Raw genomic sequence first — 20,392 nt, 5'->3', positions numbered from 1 at the left:
CGAATTATATAATTTTTAAGTTTGTTTGTGCACTGATTTTTGCCGAAACTCAAAATAAAGCGCTTAAAGATGACTAGGGGCGATTTGATATAGATATAAAATAGTTTCTCGCCGATCACTTAGCTGCCAGATTTCTGTTGGCTCAACACCAGGAACCGGAAAACTATTACTGACAAACCAGCTTCCTACAGGCATCTCTTCAACCACTTTCTCCCAGAGCCGTGGCATCGGCTCCGTCGACAAAAACGCGTAGACGAAATCATACTCAATTAACGGATATTTCCATAGGTCTCTTGCCAAGATTTTTGGGCTAGAAACCCTATTCTCTTCATAAGCTTGCGTCAAATCATCTTGTTCAGGAGAACCTTTTGTTAAAGCGGCATTCACATCTAGTTTTAACCGGCCGGTAAAGGTTTGCAGAAACCACTGTCTCACCCGTGAAACCAAGTAAGGAATTGGCGCGGTCTCAACCCCATGACTTTCAGATACTTGCGGCAATTGATGCATATAAAATACATTTCCACCAAAACCTGAGCCAATATCCAAAAACCTGACCGGCCGGTATAAATCAAACTTCTCAGCCACCATTTTTTTTAATGCCTTGCGAGTGACATGATTCGACAAGTAAAGCGGCACTCGATTGGAGAACGCATTGGCAAAAACCAAAACCACCAAAATAAACACCCCCAAACTAATCCAAGGATCAACCTTTAACATTAAAGCCCAGTACCACATCCACGGTAATAACACTTGAATCAACCACCACCACCGATTCATTCGCACCACAATCGTTAAACTCAACACCAAAGCCGAATGCACCAAAACCAACCAGAATGCACTATAAGGCGGCTCAATCCACTGTGGAGCAACCATAACCAGCCCAGCCAAGCCTAACAAACTCAACATCTGCAAGAATAAAGCGAGAAATATTTTAGGCATTTTCACCCTTTTCAACAAAAGCACCAAATATAATCAAAAGTGCACCACAAAAAAACAAATATCTTTAAGACATTCTTAAAACACCTTAAACACAAACCACCAACAAAAACTATCTTATTGTTTTTTAATGTGATTTATAAAAACAGGCACGTTAAATGTTAAATGGAGAGCGAAACTTTATTCACTCAATCATCAAAGAGGTTAGTATGAAACTGGTTGTTGCAATTATCAAACCTTTCAAGCTTGATGACGTACGTGAGGCACTTCATAACATTGATGTTCATGGAATGACTGTCACTGAGTCAAAAGGCTTTGGCCGCCAAAAAGGTCACACAGAAATCTATCGTGGTGCGGAATACGCCATCGAATTTTTGCCAAAACTTCGTGTTGAAATCGCGATTGCCGACGAACAAGTCGAAAGCGTTATTGAAACCGTTAGCTCTGCGGCGAAAACAGGAAAAATTGGCGACGGAAAAATTTTCGTCATGCCTTTAGAACAAGCCATTCGTATTCGAACTGAAGAAACCGGCGACGTCGCACTATAAGGAGAGGATAGTCACTATGGAACAAGTATTACAACTCAGTTACGCGCTGGACACCTTCTACTTCTTGATGTCAGGTGCTCTGGTCATGTGGATGGCAGCAGGTTTTGCCATGCTAGAAGCCGGTATGGTCCGCGCTAAAAATACGACCGAAATTCTCGCTAAGAACGTTGGTCTTTTCGCAATCGCATGTATTATGTACATGCTTGTAGGTTATAACATCATGTACCCAGGTGAAGCAGTCTCAAGCTTCTTCCCTGGTATTTCTTTCCTATTAGGTGCTGACAATGATGTCGCCTCAGTAATTGCTGGTGGTGATGACGCGCCTTACTATTCAGGTATGTCTGACTTCTTCTTCCAAGTTGTATTTGTTGCGACCGCTATGTCAGTTGTTTCAGGTGCCGTTGCTGAACGTATGAAGTTAATGTCATTCTTTGCCTTCGCAATTGTATTCACTGCATTCATTTATCCAATGCAAGGTTATTGGAAATGGGGTGGTGGCTTCCTAGATGAGCTTGGTTTCCTTGACTTTGCTGGTTCAGGTATCGTTCACATGGCCGGTGCAGCAGCAGCTTTAGCAGGTGTTATTCTTCTAGGCGCTCGTAAAGGCAAATACGGTCCAAATGGTGAATCTCGCGCAATCCCTGGTGCAAACTTACCACTAGCGACACTTGGTACATTTATCCTATGGTTAGGCTGGTTCGGATTCAATGGTGGTTCTGAACTTAAAATCTCGAACGTCGATGAAGCAAACGCGGTTGCAGCAATCTTTGTGAACACCCTACTTGCAGCAGCGGGTGGTGTCATCGGTGCGCTTATCATGTCAAAAATCAAATTCGGTAAGGCAGATTTAACAATGATGTTGAACGGTGCACTTGCTGGTCTTGTAGCGATTACTGCGGAACCATTAACTCCAAGCCCTCTAGCAGCAACATTTATTGGTCTTGCAGGTGGTGTGATTGTTGTGCTAGCAATCCTAATCATCGACAAAACATTCAAAATTGATGATCCAGTCGGTGCAATCTCTGTTCACGGTGTTGTTGGTATCTTCGGTCTAATTGCGGTAACTTTCACAAACCCTGATGCGTCATTGATCGCACAGTTAACAGGTATCGCAGTGATCTTTGCATGGGTATTCGTAACCAGCTTGATCCTATGGGCAATCATTAAAGCAGTGATGGGAATTCGAATCACTGAAGAGCAAGAATACGAAGGTGCTGACCAATCTGAATGTGGAATGGAAGCTTACCCAGAATTCAAGAAGTAATGCTCCTCAAAAATAACTTCCAAACTCTGATTTGACTCTCAAATCTTGCCCCGCCCTCGCGGGGCTTTTTTATGTGTACAGATTCTTTACCGCCTGCCTTTTCATTTTGTCATCCTGAATTTAGCGTTATTTTTCTCAGAAAGCTAAAAGACATGACCACAAATAGCTATTTATTTTTAAGATTGTTCGAACGCAAGTTTTCCTAAAATATCCGTATTCAATTCGACAAAACCTTACCGGCCGGTAAAGATAAGACTAGGCATTCTCCAGCCTTTGAGTAGAATAGAATCTACACAATAAAAAGGTTTTACTTTTATGAAACAAACTGCTCGACGTGCGCTTCATCGCGCCATTATTGCCACTAGCCTAATGACACCAATTGCCTTGATGGGACATTCAACCGCTGCATTAGCTGAAGACAGCGAACCTATGAGTTATTCCCCCAAATATAAGCAATTTGAGCCGCCAGCAGAAAAAGTACCGAAGTATTTTGCGATGGACAAAAATGTGGTTAATTTTAATGGCGAGGGCCAGGCAAAGTTTTTAGCAGTGGATTTCAAGTTTATGTCTTACTATCCACAGCTGGTTGAAGTTGAGATGGAACATCTTCGCCCTATTTTGAAAAACAATATCGACCGTGTACTGAGAAATCAATCATTCAGCAAACTCAACACGCCTGATGGTCCAGATGAGCTTCGTAAGGAGATCCTCAAAGAAGCAAAAGCGATTTTAGAAGAACACCGCTTATTCCCTGACCTATTGGAAGATGTCTACCTAGAAAGATTCGTCATGCAATAAACCATCTTTGGTTAGCACAAAAAAGCCCATTTTGACTCTGGCTTCAAAATGGGCTTGTCATTTTTATCTCGACCGAAAACCGATTACATGAATCATATCCTTCTTCAAAACTCTCTCTAAGAACTATTCATTCACCTGTTTCATAGCTATTTTATCGTGATACATTCGTTCATCGGCTTTCGATACCAAAGCATCAATACTAAGAGCCTCTTCCGACGCACTGGCAATACCAACACTCATCGTTACATGCAATGTATGCTGCTTGACTTTCATCGGCTTGGAAAAAACCGACTTCAATTTCATCATTAGAAAATGACTATCTTGAACAGTATCATCACTCGCAAAAACCACTAAAAACTCATCACCGCCCAAACGCACAACACTATCATCAGAACGAATCGCCCCCTGTAAGCGCTGCGAGGTGATTTTCAATAACTCATCACCTATCTCATGACCGAGCTCATCATTGATCGACTTAAAGTCATTGACATCCAAATACGCAACGGAAAACGGTTTAGAGTTTTTTATCCAATCATTCAGTTGGGGCACAAGCTTCTGATTCCACGCAGACCGACTATATACTCCAGTTAAACCGTCGTGATAGGCAAGAAATCGAATTCTTTGATCCACCAATTGACGGTTTGATACATAAAAAGCGATAAACACTGACAATAAGAGCCCCATCACAAACGCCAGCAACCAATCAATCTGGTTTTGCAGTAGATTTTTATTGGCCTCATTACTGAAAACGTCATGCGAATAAAAGTCGATCAAATACCACCCATACTCTTTGCCAACTTGTTTGCTAGGTACCAGGCTAAATGTCTCAAAAAGCTGTTTGCCAACATTTAACGTCAATAATGTTGCCGGAACAAATTGAAAAATGTAAACCCCCTCATGGTTTTCAACCGAGCCTTGATTGCTCTTTTGCATTGCTGACCAAAGCATTGGGGTTTCAACTTGAATATTTTGATTCGGACGATTAAACATAAACCCCCATTCTTGTTCTACAGTCCGCCCTTGCAACCAATAGCCAAAACTATCCGCCATCATCAAATCATTTTGATCTTCCATTGCTACAGCATGTGCATTTTTGTGTTCAAGCAAGCGCAAAATTTTTTCTGCTAGATAATTCACCACAATCATACCTTTTGGCTGATTAATTCCATCATCATCCAACCGATACAACATAAGCCCAAGGCGCATCATCGGCTTAAACGGAATTTCAACCAAACCACTTTCAATATTTAAATCAAGTCGAGAAATATAAACCTCTCCAGGCATCAACTCCCGAATTTCTTGAAAATAGTAACGATTGGATTTGTTTTGCAAATTCTGAGGTGGAGTAACAAAAGCACCTTTTGGCTCTCGATTGACTCGAACACGCTCATTTCCATTCAAGTCGATAAAACGTAATTGATCATAGAGAACACGAGAACGCATAAAAACAAGATAAGTACTACCCAACTCTTCAATCACTTCCTTCTGCTCTTTTTGACTCATAGATTCATCAAGCAGCGGCAGTGATGACAGGATTTTTAGATCCGCAACAATCGTAGCAATTTCTTTATGAATGAGATCGGCATGAGATTTAAGCATGGCGCTAGATTGACTGATTTTGGTCTGTTTAACTTGTGCGACATTGAATTGATACCAGTTCGAAAACCCTATTAAAAACAACACACTAAAACTCAGAAAAATCACTAAAAAGTACTTCCAAAACAACTTAGCTCTGGAGACCTTTAGACTTGAATGCGCTGGTATTCTGAGCTCTTCCATTAGGGAACCTTTGATAAAGTCATCAGTTGGATTTCTGGCAACTCCCTACTTCACCTCAAAGCGTCAAAGTTCTACGCAAGTTTTGGGTTTGTGTCATTCTGCGACGCAAACATGATGAACTTGATTAAGCCCGTTCGGGCGAGATTTAAAGTAAAAGTTACCAAAAATTATTCTGCTAGATAATAACTATTATCCACAAAAATCTTGATCCTTTGCTAATCGTAGATAAGAAATATTTTAAAAACTGATTCTTGTGAAATGGAGGTTATGAACGCCCCAGATTGCGCATTTTGTAGAGAAAACTTAACCAATGATCTTTTAAGATTGGTTTCGGCTCAATTGGGTGTTGATAAACCATAACCACAGGTAACATTTGCGCATTAAAAAGTGGATGGGTACCCCAATGCATCATATCTTCATAATCCAAACCACTGTCAAACGCGATAAGTTGCCAAGGCAAGTCTTTTTCAAAAGTATCATCCAAGACTCGAAAACCATAAGCCAAAACTTCCAAGGACAGCTTTTGTTCCAAAATCACCGTTTTAGTTTTTCCCGATTCCATCCAAATACGAACCACCTCACCTTCTTGTAAAAGTGAGCCATAAGGCAAAAATTGGTAGGTAGCATTAAGGTTCTGAATCGAATTATCGACGAGAGGCGGCCCTTCTGGAAACTTAAAATCACAATAACCCTTTGAACAACAAGACATTTTTTCTTCTCTTAAAACGACAATCGTCACAGTTTTTACTTGGCGTAAATCAAAATATTTTTTACAATGAACTTATCAAAGCAAACAATCGCATACCGCTAACGAAACAATTTCACCGGCCGGTATCAACCTGGGAGCACACCATGGCAATCACCCCTTACAGCTCAAATATCGCATCTAATTATACTACTCAATACGAATCAAACCGTGTCAATGAGTCCATGACCAGCGGTCGTCAAGTAAACAGAGCGGCGGATAATGCAGCAGGACTGGCGATTATAAACGCCATGAACACCCAATCTCAAACAATGGATGTTGGCAGTCAAAATGCGTTAATGGGCATTTCTTTATTGCAGACAGCCGACGGAGCTGCTTCCGGCCTAACGGAAAATCTTCAACGCATGCGCGAATTAAGTTTGCAAGCTCAAAACGGTACCTTGAATGACGCCCAACGTGGCATGTTAAACCAAGAGTTCCAGCAACTTTATCAAGGCATGCAAGACATATCTCAAAACACGAAATTTAATGGTCAAGCCCTTATGAATGGGGATGTAACCTCGATGAATATCCAAGTAGGTGAATCGGCTAGTGAATTAGCCTTGCCCAACTTAAGTGGCGCTAATTTAGCCATTGATAGCTTATCAATCAATAGCGCTTCAGGCGCGACAACCGCACTTGACGCAATTGATCAAGCAATGGAAACCTTGGCTAGCACCCGTGCTGAATATGGCGCACAGCAAAACGGCTTAATGAGTGCGTACGACAACCTTCAAAGCCAAAACATCAATATTCAAGCCAGCCGAAGTCAAATTGAAGACACTGATTTTGCTCAAGCAATCACCGAACAAAACCGTCTAAACATCTTGAGCCAAGCGCAAATTGCAATGCAAGCTCAAGGCAACCAACAAAAAGCCAGTGTTCTGCAATTGTTGAATGGCTAATCAAACGCCAAAATGTGAGAGCTTTGCACGAGATAATAAATAACCAAAATTGGCTAAAATCCTACCGAGCTTTGTTAAAAACCTTGCAAATATCTAGCTATTCCCTGCACTTTTTGCCTAGCTCAACAGAATTTTTTCACAATTTATGATTTAACTCTTACTCGTGCAAAGCTCTCAGCGTAAAACATTTTGCTGTTTTAGTGCTTCTTTAATATTTGCGTAGCGCATAAATACGCTACAAATCACCAAGAAATCTAAAAAACGTCTTTTAACATCCAATAAAAAGCACTCTCTCGTGACGTTCAAATCTTTCTATTTTTACCGGCCGGTAGACATTTTAAAGCAAACTAAAAATACCAAACAGGCAGCGTTAAGTCATCAAAAAAGCATTCCTGACCAAGCAACGTCTAATTCAGCACATCCAGTCAATAAACTCGTAGCATATTTTTTTATAGAAATTGGGATAGTGCAGTTTTATATTTTGGAATTTTCGTCCCCCCTAATTCCTTGAGACATTGAACGTCTTGATTGCTATAATCTTGCGATTATTTTTTTCAAATTACAAACGCAGATTACACAATTCTATGGATAAGCATTTCGACTCTAACGCAATTGAAACTAAGTGGTACCAAACTTGGGAAAACCAAGGCTACTTTAAACCAAGCTACGACACTTCCGCTGACCCTTACAGCATTATGATTCCTCCGCCAAATGTTACAGGTTCATTGCATATGGGTCACGCTTTCCAAGACACGATTATGGATACGTTGATTCGCTTTAACCGTATGCGCGGCAAGAACACACTTTGGCAGCCAGGAACCGACCATGCCGGGATTGCGACTCAAATGGTTGTTGAACGTCAATTAGCGTCACAAGGACTTTCTCGCCACGATGTTGGCCGTGAAAAGTTCATTGAAAAAGTTTGGGAGTGGAAAGAAGAATCTGGTGGCACAATTACCAAGCAACTTCGCCGAATGGGCGCTTCTCCTGACTGGTCGCGAGAGCGTTTCACAATGGATGACGGCCTATCTGATGCCGTAAAAGAAGTATTTGTTCGCCTGTATGAAGAAGAATTAATTTACCGTGGCAAGCGTTTGGTCAACTGGGATCCTGTTCTTCATACTGCCGTCTCCGACCTTGAAGTTATTTCGGAAGAAGAGCAAGGCAATCTGTGGCACTTCAACTACCCTTTAACTGACGGCTCAGGCCATCTAACGGTTGCAACCACGCGCCCAGAAACGATGCTTGGAGACCAAGCCGTTGCCGTGCACCCAGACGATGAACGCTATGCTGATTTAGTGGGCAAAACCATTACCTTACCGTTGGTTGGTCGTGAAATTCCAATTATCGCTGATGACTATGTCGACATGGAATTTGGAACGGGTTGTGTGAAAATCACGCCGGCTCACGACTTCAACGACTATGAAATGGGTAAACGCCACAACCTGCCAATGCTAAACATCTTAACGGTGGATGCAGCGATTAACGACGAAGCCCCTGAAAAATACCGTGGCATGGATCGTTTCGAAGCGCGTAAGGCAATTGTTGCTGACTTTGAAGAACTGGGATTACTCGACAGTATTAAGCCACACACGTTAATGGTGCCACGTGGCGACCGTTCGCACTCAGTGATTGAACCCTTCCTAACCGACCAATGGTATGTTGCCGTTGAAGAACTCGCGAAACCGGCGATTGATGCCGTCAAAAATGGCGATATCGAATTTGTACCGAAAAATTGGGAAAACACCTATTTTGAATGGATGAACAATATCCAAGACTGGTGTATTTCACGTCAAATCTGGTGGGGACATCGTATTCCAGCTTGGTACGATAACGATGGTAATGTCTATGTTGGTCGTACCGAAAACGAAGTGCGCGAACAACATAATTTACCGGCCGGTACCGAATTAAAACAAGACGATGATGTTTTGGACACTTGGTTCAGCTCAGCATTATGGACCTTCTCAACCCTTGGCTGGCCAGAAAAAACACCTGAACTGGAAACTTTCCACCCAAGTTCAGTTCTGGTAACAGGCTTTGATATTATCTTTTTCTGGGTCGCTCGCATGATAATGATGACTCTGAAATTCACTGGCGAAGTCCCTTTCAAACAGGTCTATGTTCACGGCCTAGTCCGCGATGGCGAAGGTCAAAAAATGTCGAAGTCAAAAGGGAATGTTTTAGACCCGATTGACTTGATTGACGGTATTGAACTTGAAGACCTCGTTGCAAAACGTACTTACGGCATGATGCAACCTGAAAAAGCAGCGAAAATCGAAAAATCAACACGTCGTCAATTTCCTGATGGGATTGATCCATACGGAACCGACGCAATCCGCTTTACTTTTGCCTCTCTGGCCTCAACCGGTCGCGATATTCGTTTTGACCTGCAACGTGCTGAAGGTTACCGAAACTTCTGCAACAAGCTGTGGAATGCTACTCGCTATGTATTAATGAATACAGAAGGCTTTGATACAGGCGTCGATGAATCACAACCGTGTGAATTATCACTTGCCGATCGTTGGATCACCTCTCGCCTACAACAAGTTGAAGCGGAAGTCGCCAAGCACTTTGACAATTACCGTTTCGATTTAGCCGCAAATGCACTGTATGAATTTACATGGAATGAGTACTGTGACTGGTATCTTGAATTGGCTAAACCAATTCTCAACAAAGACTCAAGTGACGAAGCAAAACGTGGCACTCGAAAAACATTGGTTCGCGTTCTAGAAACCTTACTTCGATTGATGCATCCAATTATGCCATTCATTACCGAAGAAGCATGGCAGGCGGTTGCACCCTTAGCAGGGAAAGAGGGTAACACCATTATGTTGCAACCCTACCCTCTCGCAGATGAAGATAAAATCGATGAAGCTGCGATTGCCGAACTAGAATGGGTAAAAGCCTTTATCGTTGGCGTGCGTAAAATTCGTTCTGAAATGGATATTGCACCGAGCAAACCGTTACCTGTATTGCTATCCGGCCTGAATAAACAAGATACAAACTATCTTGAAAACAATCGCCTATTCTTGCAAACGCTTGCAAAAATTGAATCCATTGATGTGCTAGAAAATGAAGATGATGCTCCTGAATCAGCTGTTGCACTCGTGGGTGAGATGAAGGTTTTAATCCCAATGGCAGGACTGATTGATAAGGATGCAGAGTTAGCACGTTTAAATAAAGAAATTAGTAAACTTGAGGGTGAAATCAAACGCCTATCTGGTAAGCTAAGCAACGAAAGTTTTGTTGCTAAAGCGCCAGAAGCCGTCGTTGCCAAAGAGCGTGAAAAACTTGCCGATTATGAAACTGCCCTAAACAACCTTAAGGCTCAGTATGAAAAAATTTCACAACTTTAAACACACAGCATTAAGCGTCGCGCTTATTACTGGTTTAAGCGGTGCGGCGCTTAGCACTCCGAACGTTCAAGCAGCACAAGCCGGTTACACCAATTATGTTACCGACTCGGTGGATGTTCCAGTTCGCCGTGGCGCTGGTTACAAGTTTAAAATTCAAAATATGCTCAAATCTGGCACACCCGTCAAAATTCTAAAAGTTGACGAAGAAGGTTGGGCAAACATTGAATACACACGCGGCGGCAAGACTCGTACAGGCTGGATGCCGACCAGCGTACTGCAAAACCAGCCAATTGCAGCAGAACGCTTGCAAACTCAGATTGATAAAACCAATAATGTTGAAGAACAATATTTGGCAATCAAGCAAGAACTGGACACCATCAAAGAACGCTTTGAAATTGCCAGCACTGAGCTTGCAACTTTCAAACAAGACAAATACGAACTTACCCAAGAATTAAATCATCTGAAAGATGTATCCAGCAATGCGGTTGCACTAGATGAACAAAATCAAAAAATGTCAGCACGTTTGAATGAATTGGAAAATCAAAATGCCATTATGCGCGAACAGATTGACCAATCGGAAGATGTCATAAAACGACAGTGGTTTTTAACAGGAGCAGGCGTATTACTTCTTGGCTTACTTGTCGGTCGCTTCTTTAGACCAACTTCAAAAAAACGACGCTGGGGTGAGTTATAAACCTGAATCCATAACTCAATAATTTAAACCCAATCAATGCACACAAAAACCGGCCGGTAGCTATATAACTTACCGGCCGGTCTTGTTTTTTTACGAGTAGTGAATTTCTATGAATTAAGATGGATTATTGAAGATTTTCAATAATTCATCTGCAGGGACATAACCAGGCAGTAATTCACCACTATCTAACACAATATTCGGCGTGCCGTTCACACCAAAACGCTGTGCCTGCATCATGTGACCTTTTACAGGGTTTTCACAAGATTTCGTCTCGATTTTTTTCTTGCTCATAGCCAAATCCATGGTTTTCGTACGATCATCCGAACACCAAACAGAAACCGCTTTATTGTAAGATTTGGTATTCACACCAGAGCGTGGGTAAGCCAAATATCGAACGGTAACACCTGCTTCATTCAACGCGGGAATTTCATTATGAAGCTTTGCACAATAAGGACAATCAATATCGGTAAATACCGTCATGAAGCGCCCTTTTTTCCCATTATCACTATTTTTTCCTGGATAAACGACCATGCTATCAACAGGAATGTTCGCCATCGCTGTTTGGCGAAGCTCACTCATGGCTGACTTTGTCAGGTTCTCATCTGTTTTCAAATTAATCATAGAACCATTCAACAAAAACTGGCCATCAGCACTCATATAAATAATACCTAAGCCGACAGTGACTTGATAAAGTCCATCAACAGGTGTTTTCGCTATGTCAGCTGTTGGGGCACCAGGAATAACTTTGGACAACTGATTTTGAATGGCCGTTGAAACTGAAGCAGGCACTTGAGTTTCCGCCTGCACAACAACAGGAGTGCTGATGACAGCAAAAACCATTACACCCCCTAAAGTCATAGACTTAAGACGCATAGAGAATCGATTAAATAAATTGCGAGACACGTTTCTCTCCTCATTTAATGACAGTGAAAACCTTGAAGTTTTTCTCTCAAGTCTTCACCTATAAAATTTTCGCTAAGGACTATACCACGACTCTCGGGACGAATTCTTGGATTAATCCTTGCAATCCCTCTTAAAGGTAATTTGAAAATAATAGAAGCCAAACAGAGACTGAATGCTTATCGATAAATCATTAATTCCTTCAGGGCTTAAACACCAAAAAATCTATGACAAGCCCCTATGTTTTAGAGATAATAAAAAAATGAAAAGCATAATTTCTCTCCTTTCTTCGTTAGCATTTATTTGTAGCTTTTTCGCATTAACCGGCTGCGAGAAGGCCAAGCAACCAGAGAAAACCCAAACTCAAGCGGATCTTGTTATCTATTCAGGTATCACGATGGTCAAACCCTTGAAAGTATTAGCAGATGAATTTGAAAGACTCCACCAAATCAAGATTCATATTGTGCAAGGCGCTTCAGGTTATCTGTATCACACCCTTCGCTCTCAAAAAACTGGTGATATCTATTTTCCAGGAACAGAAACCTATCGAATTGAACACGCTGAAGACAACATTCTTTTAGACCGAGTTCTAGTGGGTTTTAATCGTTTGTCTTTTGTGGTTCAGCAAGGAAACCCTAAGAGCCTCAATTCAGATATTCGACAGTTACTAAATCCAAACATTTCAGTGGTACTCGCTTCGCCCGATTCAAGTGCTGTCGGCAAAGCAACCAAAACTGCTTTAGAAGACGCCAATATTTGCATGAAAGTTTTTGAAAACGTCACTTACTTCACAACCGACTCTCACCGTCTATTTAAAAGTCTTGAGAATGGCCATGCAGATATCACCATGAACTGGTATGCATCAACTGTCTGGAAAGAAAACGCTAACAAGGTAGACGCAATTATACTTCACGACCACCTCCAACAAAAACGTCGATTGGAACTGAACCTGTTAAGGTTTTCAAAAAATCCTGAATTGGCAAAAAAGTTTATGGCCTATGCGTCTTCAAAACATGGCCTTAAAACCTTCGCAGATTATGGTTTTTTATTACCTGATGAATTAGCAACACTCATCAAAACCACTGAGTAGACCAGCCATTATGATTCGATCCAATTTTATTTCTAAAACCGCACGAAATGCCACTCCGAGAAATTTATTTTTACTACTGGTTATTTTTGTCTCAGGACTAGGAATTCAAGCCAGCATCAATCTAAAAGTCGAAAGTTATATTTCAGTTTTAGATAACAAAGTGCGTAATGCCGAAGTTGAGAACTTATTAGGCCAACAGGTAATTTTAGAAATATACAAAATTGAAACGGCTTTTTACGAACTCTCAACTTTTCCGAACCAGCATTTACGAAAGATTATCAAGGCATCCATTGAAGAAAGTGAAGAAGAGCTCGTTCATGTGCTCGACATTTTAAATCAGGGTGGCACATACAAACATCGAATTGATTTAAATCTGCCGAATACCGAAGAACAGTATGAAATTTTGTTTTATGAGCCTTTTATTAACAATACATTCAGCTTTGCTCGTGCAGATATTCTGCCAAAAATTTCGATTCTAAATGAGAAATTCGCCACTTTGAATTCTGGTTTTGAAACACTTGAACGATACCGTAAAGACCTTGATCCAAGGTTATTCAGTACCATTGAATCTTTAAAATTGGAGTTAAAACTTCTTAAACCCATCTTCCATAGAGTGAAAGAAAATGCCAACCGAATTTTTTATCACAACAAGCTGAATTTTCAAAAGATTCGTAGTGAAGTTGAACAGCAAAAAAATCATTATTACCAATTGCAACTCGCCTTTACGCTAGCGCTACTAATCATTGGTATGACGGCATTCTGGCGCCTCAGTCATAACATCAATAAGTCGACTGAAGAAATTGAAGAGTCAAAAAGCTACACTCAAGATATTCTTGATTCACAAAGCAATATTATTATTGTAAACAACGGAAAAGAAATTATTGATGCCAGTGGTGGTTTCTTTGAGTTTTTCCCCGATTATCCCTCTATCGAAGCCTTCCAGAAAGACTTTCAATGCATCTGCGATTTATTCGTCAAAGAAGAAGGCTATGTCTGCAAGTTTGAAGATAAAAACTGGATTGAATATGTTCTGGAACATCCAGAAATCGCCCACCGCGTCAAAATTTCCTATAAAGGTAAAACAACAATATTCCAACTACGTATTAATCAATCCAAACAGTATCGTCGATTCATTATCAGTATGTTCGACATCACAGCTCTTGAGAAAGTTCGTCAGGACTTAGAAAGCGAACGCAATATTGCCATTGAGGCGACTCGCTCAAAAGGTGAATTCTTGGCGAATATGTCTCATGAAATCCGCACGCCACTGAATGCAATTTTGGGATTCATTAGCCTACTCAAAGAGAAACCACATGATTCAGAAACCATGAATTACCTGGAAACAATCGATAGTTCCAGCCACTCTCTTTTAGGCATCATTAATGACATCCTCGATTTAAGTAAAATCGAAAGTGGAAAACTTGATCTAGACTTAGTGGATTTTAACCCCCGAAGAGAATTAACCAATATCAGCGACCTTTTCAAAGCTCGTTGCAGTGAGAAACATCTAAACTTGATTATTGATTTAGATGAGAAGTTACCGGCCGGTATCAATACGGATATGTTACGTTTAAAACAAGTCATTGCTAATCTGTTATCAAACGCCATCAAATTCACAGAACCAGGCCACCAGATTGAATTTAAAGTCAGCTATACAAAGGGCAACCTAACAATCCGAGTAATTGACGAAGGTATTGGCATGAGCAAATCTGCTCAGAAAAAAATCTTTGAAGCTTTCTCCCAAGCAGAAGGCTCAACCACTCGTAAATACGGAGGAACTGGCCTTGGTCTAACAATTAGCTCCAAGCTCATTGCTATGATGGGTGGAAAAATTGAAGTCATTTCCGAACTAGGAAAAGGTAGCGAATTCTTCTTTACCATTCCTGTAAAAGAAGTCGCCCTTCAAGAAAAGAAAAATACGCAAACTCTGTCACTTTCTTCAACGAAATTTGATGGCAGCCTATTACTTGTTGAAGACAACAAAACCAATCAACTTCTCATGAGTGCTATTTTCAAAAAATTACAAATTGAATTTGACGTTGCGAATGATGGCCTTGAAGCAATTGAAGCCATTCAACAAAAAACATACGACCTCGTTTTAATGGACGAAAATATGCCAAACCTGAATGGCATAGAAGCCACCAAACAAATCCGAGAATCTGAAAAATCGAGTGGCGTGCATATTCCAATTGTTGCATTAACAGCAAATAGCATGAGCGGTGATAGAGAGCGATTCATTAATGCTGGAATGGATGATTATCTAAGCAAACCGGTCAACATGGGAGAGTTGACTAAAATTTTAAATCAACACCTGCACCCTTTAAAAAACACTCATTAAATATCTGAATCGGTCTTGCCAAAACTTAACCACGAGGATGATGTTGTTGATGAATCGACTGTAGTCTTGCTTTAGCCACATGTGTATAAATCTGCGTCGTCGACAAATCACTATGCCCTAAAAGTAACTGCACACTTCGCAAATCGGCACCATGATTCAATAAATGAGTCGCAAACGCATGGCGTAATCCATGCGGGGATAAATCTCCTTGTATATCAACCGATGCTGCCAGATTTTTAACACGGTGCCAAAGGGTTTGACGAGTCATTGGACGAGCTAAACGCGACACAAATAAAGTGGAGACCATTTTATTCCCCACTAAAATGGGACGACTCGCCGTTAAATACTGCTCAACAGCTTCAATGGCCTGCTCTCCAATAGGAACCACACGCTCTTTTGAGCCTTTCCCAACGACTTGAACCATTCCAACTGACAAGTTGATTTGTTCAAAGGGCAAATTCACAACTTCAGAAACACGCAAACCACTTGCATACATCAACTCTAAAATCGCCCGATCACGAATACCTAACGCCGTAGTTAAATCTGGTGCATTTAATAACCGCTCCACTTGTTCTTCGGTTAACACTACAGGCAACTTTGCATCGAGCTTTGGCGACTTTAAAACACCGGCCGGGTCTAAATCGGTATGTTGTTGCTCAATCGCCCACAAATAAAACCGTTTTAAAGACGAGATTAAACGCGCAATAGATTTAGGTTTACGTCCAGCCTTTGTCAGTTCCCATAAAAAATCTTCAAGCTGCTGTGTATTAACAGTGAATACATCCGAAATATCTTGTCTTTCCATCCACTTGGCCAATAACTTCAAATCCTGGCGGTAGGCACTAATGGTATTTGGACTTAAACCTTCCACAAAGGCTAAATCTTGAAGAAAATCTTTTTGAAAGGACGCAAACATAATCATTCTTTAAAATCATAAAGTGAACAGTATAGTCCGAGGCTTTTTGATAAGCGTAAAATTTAGACATAAAAAAACTCCCAAGGCCAAAACCAAGGGAGTTTTCTTTGCAAAGCAAAAAGTAAAATTATACTTTTTCTTTGATACGTGCCGCTTTACCAGATAGGTCACGAAGATAGTACAACTTCGCACGACGTACCGCACCACGACGCTTAACAGTGATGCTGTCAACCAATGGGCTGTAAGTTTGGAAAGTACGCTCAACACCCACACCGTGAGAGATTTTGCGAACGATGAAGTTAGAGTTTAAACCACGGTTTTTCTTCGCGATTACCACACCTTCGTACGCCTGTAGACGCTCGTTTTTACCTTCAACAACCTTAACCTGAACAACAACTGTATCCCCTGGGTTAAACGCAGGGATTTCTTTTGTCATTTGTTCAGCTTCAATCTTTTTAATGATATCGCTCATTTTAAGCTTCTCCATTAGCGGTTCATTTTATTTGAACCTCAGAGGTTTTGCCTCTGTTAACTTTATCCAACTTTAATAACGCCATTACCAAAAATTTGGTGACGCCAGAGGTTGAATCCGAATTGTTGTAGCTATACCTCGCTCACTCAGGGCTGAATCGCCAAGGCTATTCAACAAAAAAATCTTTAAAACTACCTTTCTTGCACTTGAACCGCCTGCCACAAATCAGGACGACGTTCTTGAGTACGTTGTTCTTTTTGAATTTGTCGCCATGCATCAATCTTTGCATGATTACCCTCTAACAACACCGTTGGGACTTTCATACCTGCGACTTCTTCTGGCCGAGTGTAATGCGGACAATCCAATAACCCATCTGAAAACGAGTCTTGCTCAGCGGACTGATTATGACCTAAAGCCCCAGGCAACAAACGAATCACTGCATCCATCAACATCATCGCAGGCAATTCACCACCACTAACCACAAAGTCACCAATCGAAATTTCTTCGTCAACTTCCGTTTCCAAAAGTCGCTCATCAATACCTTCGTAACGACCACAAAGCAAAGTAATATTATCCAGCTTTGATAGTTGTTTGGCTTTTGCTTGGGTCAGAGGTCTTCCCTGAGGGGACAGATAAATCACTTTAGATTTCTTATCACCAACATCCTGGCTTTGGCTTTGGCTTTGGCTTTGAATAGCATCAATCGTATCTTTCAACGGCTGGTACATCATCACCATTCCTGGTCCACCACCATAAGGCCGATCGTCTACCGTTTTGTGGCGGTCATGCGTAAACTCGCGCGGATTCCAGGTTTTTAAATCATAAAGCGCGTTCTGCAATGCTCTACGACTTACGCCAGATTCAGTCAAAGCAGAGAACATTTCCGGGAAGAGCGTGATGACATGAAATTGCATGTCTATTCACTCTCCTCATCAATCTGCCAATCCACTAAAATCGTTTTTTGTGCAACATCGACCTGTTTGATAAACGTGTCCAACACAAACGGAATCAATGTTGAGTGTTCCCCTTCAACGCGCAAAACATCATGAGCTCCGGTTTCCACTAAGTTCACAACCTTACCAAAGACAACACCTTCTTGATTGCGAACCTCGCAATCAATCAAATCAATCCACAAGTAGTCGCTTTGGTCACGTTGAAGTTGAGACTTATCAATCGCAATCGTCGAACCCATATATTCTCGGGCGAGATCGCGGTCATCTAATCCTTTAAGTTTAGCCACCAGGGACTTACCGCCCTGCTGAACCTTAAAGTCTTCGACTTTAATGCTTTGCCACTCCCCACCGACTTCAATTAGCCAAGGCGAATAGCGAAATATATTTTCTCTAGGGTCCGTATGGGAAAAAATTTTCACCCAACCTTGAACCCCAAAGATGCCATTAATCTGACCGACAACTAAACGATTATTTTCCATTGAAAAAACCTCTTTATTTACCGGCCGGTTAAATGGCAGCTAATCTTAAGATTAACCTTGTTTTAAAACGCTCTTAACGCGAGCGCTCATTTGAGCACCTTCAGAAACCCAGTGATCAACACGCGCCTGATCAACACGAAGTTTTTCTTCTTGACCACGTGCGATAGGGTTATAGAAACCTACCTGCTCAATGAAACGGCCAGTTGCGCTGAAACGTTGATCAGCAACCACTAGCTTGTAAAAAGGACGCTTTTTAGAACCACCACGGGCCATACGAATAACTACCATAATTTATTCCTTTGTCTTTAATCAGGCGATGAGAGGAAACCCTCCCAACAAATTCTTTTCATTAAAACTCTTTAATTTCATACAGTTAGATAAGTTATAAATTCTTATTCGACTGGGGAAAATAAAGAAGGCGCGATTATACCCATAATCACGCCTTTTTACAAGCAATTAAAAGAAACACTTTTAAACCAATAAAACCTTATGCTTTTCAGTATGTTAGGAATATTTCCACATAAAGAAAAAACACTAAATTCCCTCCGATTGAATCAATCGACTAAGTAAATAAAATAGCGCCTTATTTAAAAGAAATACCAGCAATTCGATATAACTTTTATCCCTTGCTACTTTTCCGCTTTATCGCATTCCAGGAGGTAAACCGCCACCTGGACCGCCACCCATTCCCGGCGGAAGTTTACCAGCCAAGCCACGCATCATATTTTTCATGCCGCCTTTGGAAGCTTTTTTCATCATTTTTTGCATTTGCGTGAATTGTTTAAGCAACTTATTCACGTCTTGCACCGAAGTTCCCGAACCAGCTGCAATACGTCGCTTGCGAGAACCTTTAATCACTGCAGGGAAAGCTCGCTCTTGAGCCGTCATCGATTGAATGATCGCCTCTAATCGCTTGAATTCTTTTTCCGCAAAATCGCCACTGACTTGATCTTTCAGCTGACCCATTCCCGGCAATTTTCCAAGCAAGCCACCCACTCCGCCCATGTTTTTAATTTGCTGAAGCTGTTCAAGAAAATCCTCTAAATCAAACTGACCCGATTTTTGGAGCTTCTTAGCAAATTTCTCGGCTTTTTTCTTATCGATTTTGGCTTCGGCTTCCTCAATCAAACTGAGAACATCGCCCATTCCTAAAATACGACCCGCCATACGCTCTGGATGGAAAGGCTCAAGCGCATCGGTTTTTTCACCTGCCCCTAAAAACTTAATTGGCTTGCCGGTAATTTCTCGAATAGAAAGAGCCGCACCACCACGCGCATCACCATCTATTTTGGTCAAGATCACACCAGTAAGTGTGAGGGCATCATTAAAGGCTTTGGCAGTATTCGCTGCGTCTTGCCCTGTCATAGCGTCGACGACAAACAGGGTTTCAGCAGGCTTTACATTGTCATGTAAATGTTTGATTTCATCCATCATATCTGAGTCAATATGAAGGCGACCGGCTGTATCCAGAATCAGCACATCGACAAATTTACGCTTTGCTTCGGCATGCGCTGCACGTGCAATTTCTACCGGATCTTGATCTGCAGTTGATGGGAAAAACTCAACACCAACCTGTCCTGCCAATGTTTCTAACTGTTTGATTGCTGCCGGCCGGTAAATATCGGCAGATACGACCATGACTTTTTTCTTTTCGCGCTCGGTCAACCACTTTGCCAACTTACCCACCGAAGTGGTCTTACCTGCACCTTGCAGACCGGCCATCATAATGACCGCTGGCGGCTCCACATTAAAATTCAGAGGGGTAGCTTCTTCCCCCATGATCGCGGTTAATTCATCCTTAACGATCTTGATAAATGCCTGGCCGGGGTTCAAACTCGCCGAGACCTCTTGACCAATCGCACGTTCTTGCACCTTGGTGATAAATGATTTGACAACCGGCAGGGCAACATCTGCTTCAAGCAATGCACGGCGCACATCGCGTAATGCATCCTTAATATTCGATTCGGTTAGACGCCCTTGCCCTTTGAGTGTTTTGAGGGTTTTGTTTAAGCGTTCGGATAAATTATCAAACATTTCTCTCTCCAGCCGTCGCAGCACAAGGAAAAACCCTGCGGTTAACACGTTTAATCACGATACGGACTACGCGGCATACTTCTAATCAAAAAATAATTCGGCTATTATAACGAATTCACTTGTTATTTGAGTCTTAGACTCGAGTTGGTAACAATTTCGAACCGTTATTTCGAGTCGACTGCTTA

General features: G+C 41.5%; 18 protein-coding genes. 8 read left to right on the top strand and 10 right to left on the bottom strand.

The window, feature by feature from the left end; all coding sequences use genetic code 11:
- Window positions 1–63 precede the first annotated feature (63 nt).
- Window positions 64–939 (bottom strand): hypothetical protein, encoded by an 876-nt coding sequence (locus D9T12_RS03390; protein WP_130536859.1) that lies wholly within the window; start codon window positions 937–939, stop codon window positions 64–66.
- Window positions 940–1,145: 206 nt separating this feature from the next.
- Here D9T12_RS03390 and D9T12_RS03385 point away from each other — a divergent pair, with 206 nt between their 5' ends.
- The 3 genes from D9T12_RS03385 to D9T12_RS03375 all read left to right on the top strand — a co-directional run bounded on the left by D9T12_RS03385 (window position 1,146) and on the right by D9T12_RS03375 (window position 3,546).
- Entirely contained in the window at window positions 1,146–1,484 is a 339-nt protein-coding gene (locus tag D9T12_RS03385; protein WP_130536858.1) for a P-II family nitrogen regulator, read from the top strand.
- Between the two features lie 16 nt (window positions 1,485–1,500).
- Window positions 1,501–2,748, top strand: coding sequence for an ammonium transporter (locus tag D9T12_RS03380; RefSeq protein ID WP_130536857.1), 1,248 nt, complete (start codon window positions 1,501–1,503; stop codon window positions 2,746–2,748).
- A gap of 315 nt (window positions 2,749–3,063) precedes the next feature.
- On the top strand, window positions 3,064–3,546 hold the full coding sequence (locus D9T12_RS03375) for a flagellar basal body-associated FliL family protein (RefSeq protein ID WP_130536856.1): 483 nt from the start codon (window positions 3,064–3,066) through the stop codon (window positions 3,544–3,546).
- A 123-nt stretch (window positions 3,547–3,669) separates the two neighbouring features.
- On the opposite strand, the gene D9T12_RS03370 is transcribed toward D9T12_RS03375, so the two are convergent.
- Both D9T12_RS03370 and D9T12_RS03365 read right to left on the bottom strand, forming a co-directional pair.
- Complete coding sequence (locus D9T12_RS03370) at window positions 3,670–5,325, bottom strand: GGDEF domain-containing protein (RefSeq protein WP_130536855.1); 1,656 nt, start codon at window positions 5,323–5,325, stop codon at window positions 3,670–3,672.
- Between the two features lie 265 nt (window positions 5,326–5,590).
- Window positions 5,591–6,034, bottom strand: a complete 444-nt coding sequence (locus D9T12_RS03365) for a hypothetical protein (protein ID WP_130536854.1) — start codon at window positions 6,032–6,034, stop codon at window positions 5,591–5,593.
- 143 nt (window positions 6,035–6,177) lie between these two features.
- On the opposite strand from D9T12_RS03365, the gene D9T12_RS03360 reads away from it, so the two are divergent.
- The 3 genes from D9T12_RS03360 to D9T12_RS03350 all read left to right on the top strand — a co-directional run bounded on the left by D9T12_RS03360 (window position 6,178) and on the right by D9T12_RS03350 (window position 11,025).
- The gene (locus D9T12_RS03360) at window positions 6,178–6,975 is read left to right on the top strand and encodes a flagellin (protein WP_130536853.1); all 798 of its coding nucleotides are present in this window, start codon (window positions 6,178–6,180) and stop codon (window positions 6,973–6,975) included.
- Between the two features lie 584 nt (window positions 6,976–7,559).
- The gene (locus tag D9T12_RS03355; protein ID WP_130536852.1) at window positions 7,560–10,331 is read left to right on the top strand and encodes a valine--tRNA ligase; all 2,772 of its coding nucleotides are present in this window, start codon (window positions 7,560–7,562) and stop codon (window positions 10,329–10,331) included.
- Window positions 10,309–11,025: a TIGR04211 family SH3 domain-containing protein gene (locus tag D9T12_RS03350; RefSeq protein ID WP_130536851.1), complete on the top strand. Its 717-nt coding sequence runs from the start codon at window positions 10,309–10,311 to the stop codon at window positions 11,023–11,025. Before D9T12_RS03355 ends, D9T12_RS03350 begins: the two co-directional genes overlap by 23 nt.
- A 114-nt stretch (window positions 11,026–11,139) precedes the next feature.
- Here the strand turns inward: D9T12_RS03350 and D9T12_RS03345 are convergent, their stop codons facing one another.
- Entirely contained in the window at window positions 11,140–11,928 is a 789-nt protein-coding gene (locus D9T12_RS03345; protein ID WP_240693223.1) for a DsbC family protein, read from the bottom strand.
- Window positions 11,929–12,187: 259 nt separating this feature from the next.
- Here D9T12_RS03345 and D9T12_RS03340 point away from each other — a divergent pair, with 259 nt between their 5' ends.
- Together D9T12_RS03340 and D9T12_RS03335 are read left to right on the top strand one after the other, a co-directional pair.
- Window positions 12,188–13,015: a substrate-binding domain-containing protein gene (locus D9T12_RS03340; protein WP_165395028.1), complete on the top strand. Its 828-nt coding sequence runs from the start codon at window positions 12,188–12,190 to the stop codon at window positions 13,013–13,015.
- 10 nt (window positions 13,016–13,025) lie between these two features.
- Window positions 13,026–15,353, top strand: a complete 2,328-nt coding sequence (locus tag D9T12_RS03335) for an ATP-binding protein (RefSeq protein ID WP_130536849.1) — start codon at window positions 13,026–13,028, stop codon at window positions 15,351–15,353.
- A gap of 25 nt (window positions 15,354–15,378) precedes the next feature.
- On the opposite strand, the gene xerD is transcribed toward D9T12_RS03335, so the two are convergent.
- The 6 genes from xerD to ffh all read right to left on the bottom strand — a co-directional run bounded on the left by xerD (window position 15,379) and on the right by ffh (window position 20,207).
- Window positions 15,379–16,269, bottom strand: a complete 891-nt coding sequence (xerD, locus tag D9T12_RS03330) for a site-specific tyrosine recombinase XerD (protein WP_165395027.1) — start codon at window positions 16,267–16,269, stop codon at window positions 15,379–15,381.
- A 127-nt stretch (window positions 16,270–16,396) separates the two neighbouring features.
- A complete protein-coding gene (gene rplS, locus D9T12_RS03325; protein WP_130536847.1) occupies window positions 16,397–16,741 on the bottom strand; it encodes a 50S ribosomal protein L19 in 345 nt (114 codons plus the stop codon).
- 191 nt (window positions 16,742–16,932) lie between these two features.
- Window positions 16,933–17,655, bottom strand: coding sequence for a tRNA (guanosine(37)-N1)-methyltransferase TrmD (gene trmD, locus D9T12_RS03320; protein WP_130536846.1), 723 nt, complete (start codon window positions 17,653–17,655; stop codon window positions 16,933–16,935).
- 2 nt (window positions 17,656–17,657) lie between these two features.
- Window positions 17,658–18,173, bottom strand: a complete 516-nt coding sequence (gene rimM, locus D9T12_RS03315) for a ribosome maturation factor RimM (RefSeq protein ID WP_130536845.1) — start codon at window positions 18,171–18,173, stop codon at window positions 17,658–17,660.
- Between the two features lie 51 nt (window positions 18,174–18,224).
- Complete coding sequence (gene rpsP / locus D9T12_RS03310) at window positions 18,225–18,461, bottom strand: 30S ribosomal protein S16 (protein WP_130536844.1); 237 nt, start codon at window positions 18,459–18,461, stop codon at window positions 18,225–18,227.
- A 354-nt stretch (window positions 18,462–18,815) separates the two neighbouring features.
- Window positions 18,816–20,207 (bottom strand): signal recognition particle protein, encoded by a 1,392-nt coding sequence (gene ffh / locus D9T12_RS03305; protein ID WP_130536843.1) that lies wholly within the window; start codon window positions 20,205–20,207, stop codon window positions 18,816–18,818.
- Window positions 20,208–20,392: the final 185 nt, after the last annotated feature.

This window comes from Thiomicrorhabdus indica, assembly GCF_004293625.1.
Lineage (GTDB): Bacteria > Pseudomonadota > Gammaproteobacteria > Thiomicrospirales > Thiomicrospiraceae > Thiomicrorhabdus > Thiomicrorhabdus indica.
This window is presented reverse-complemented; position numbering and strand designations above follow the sequence as displayed.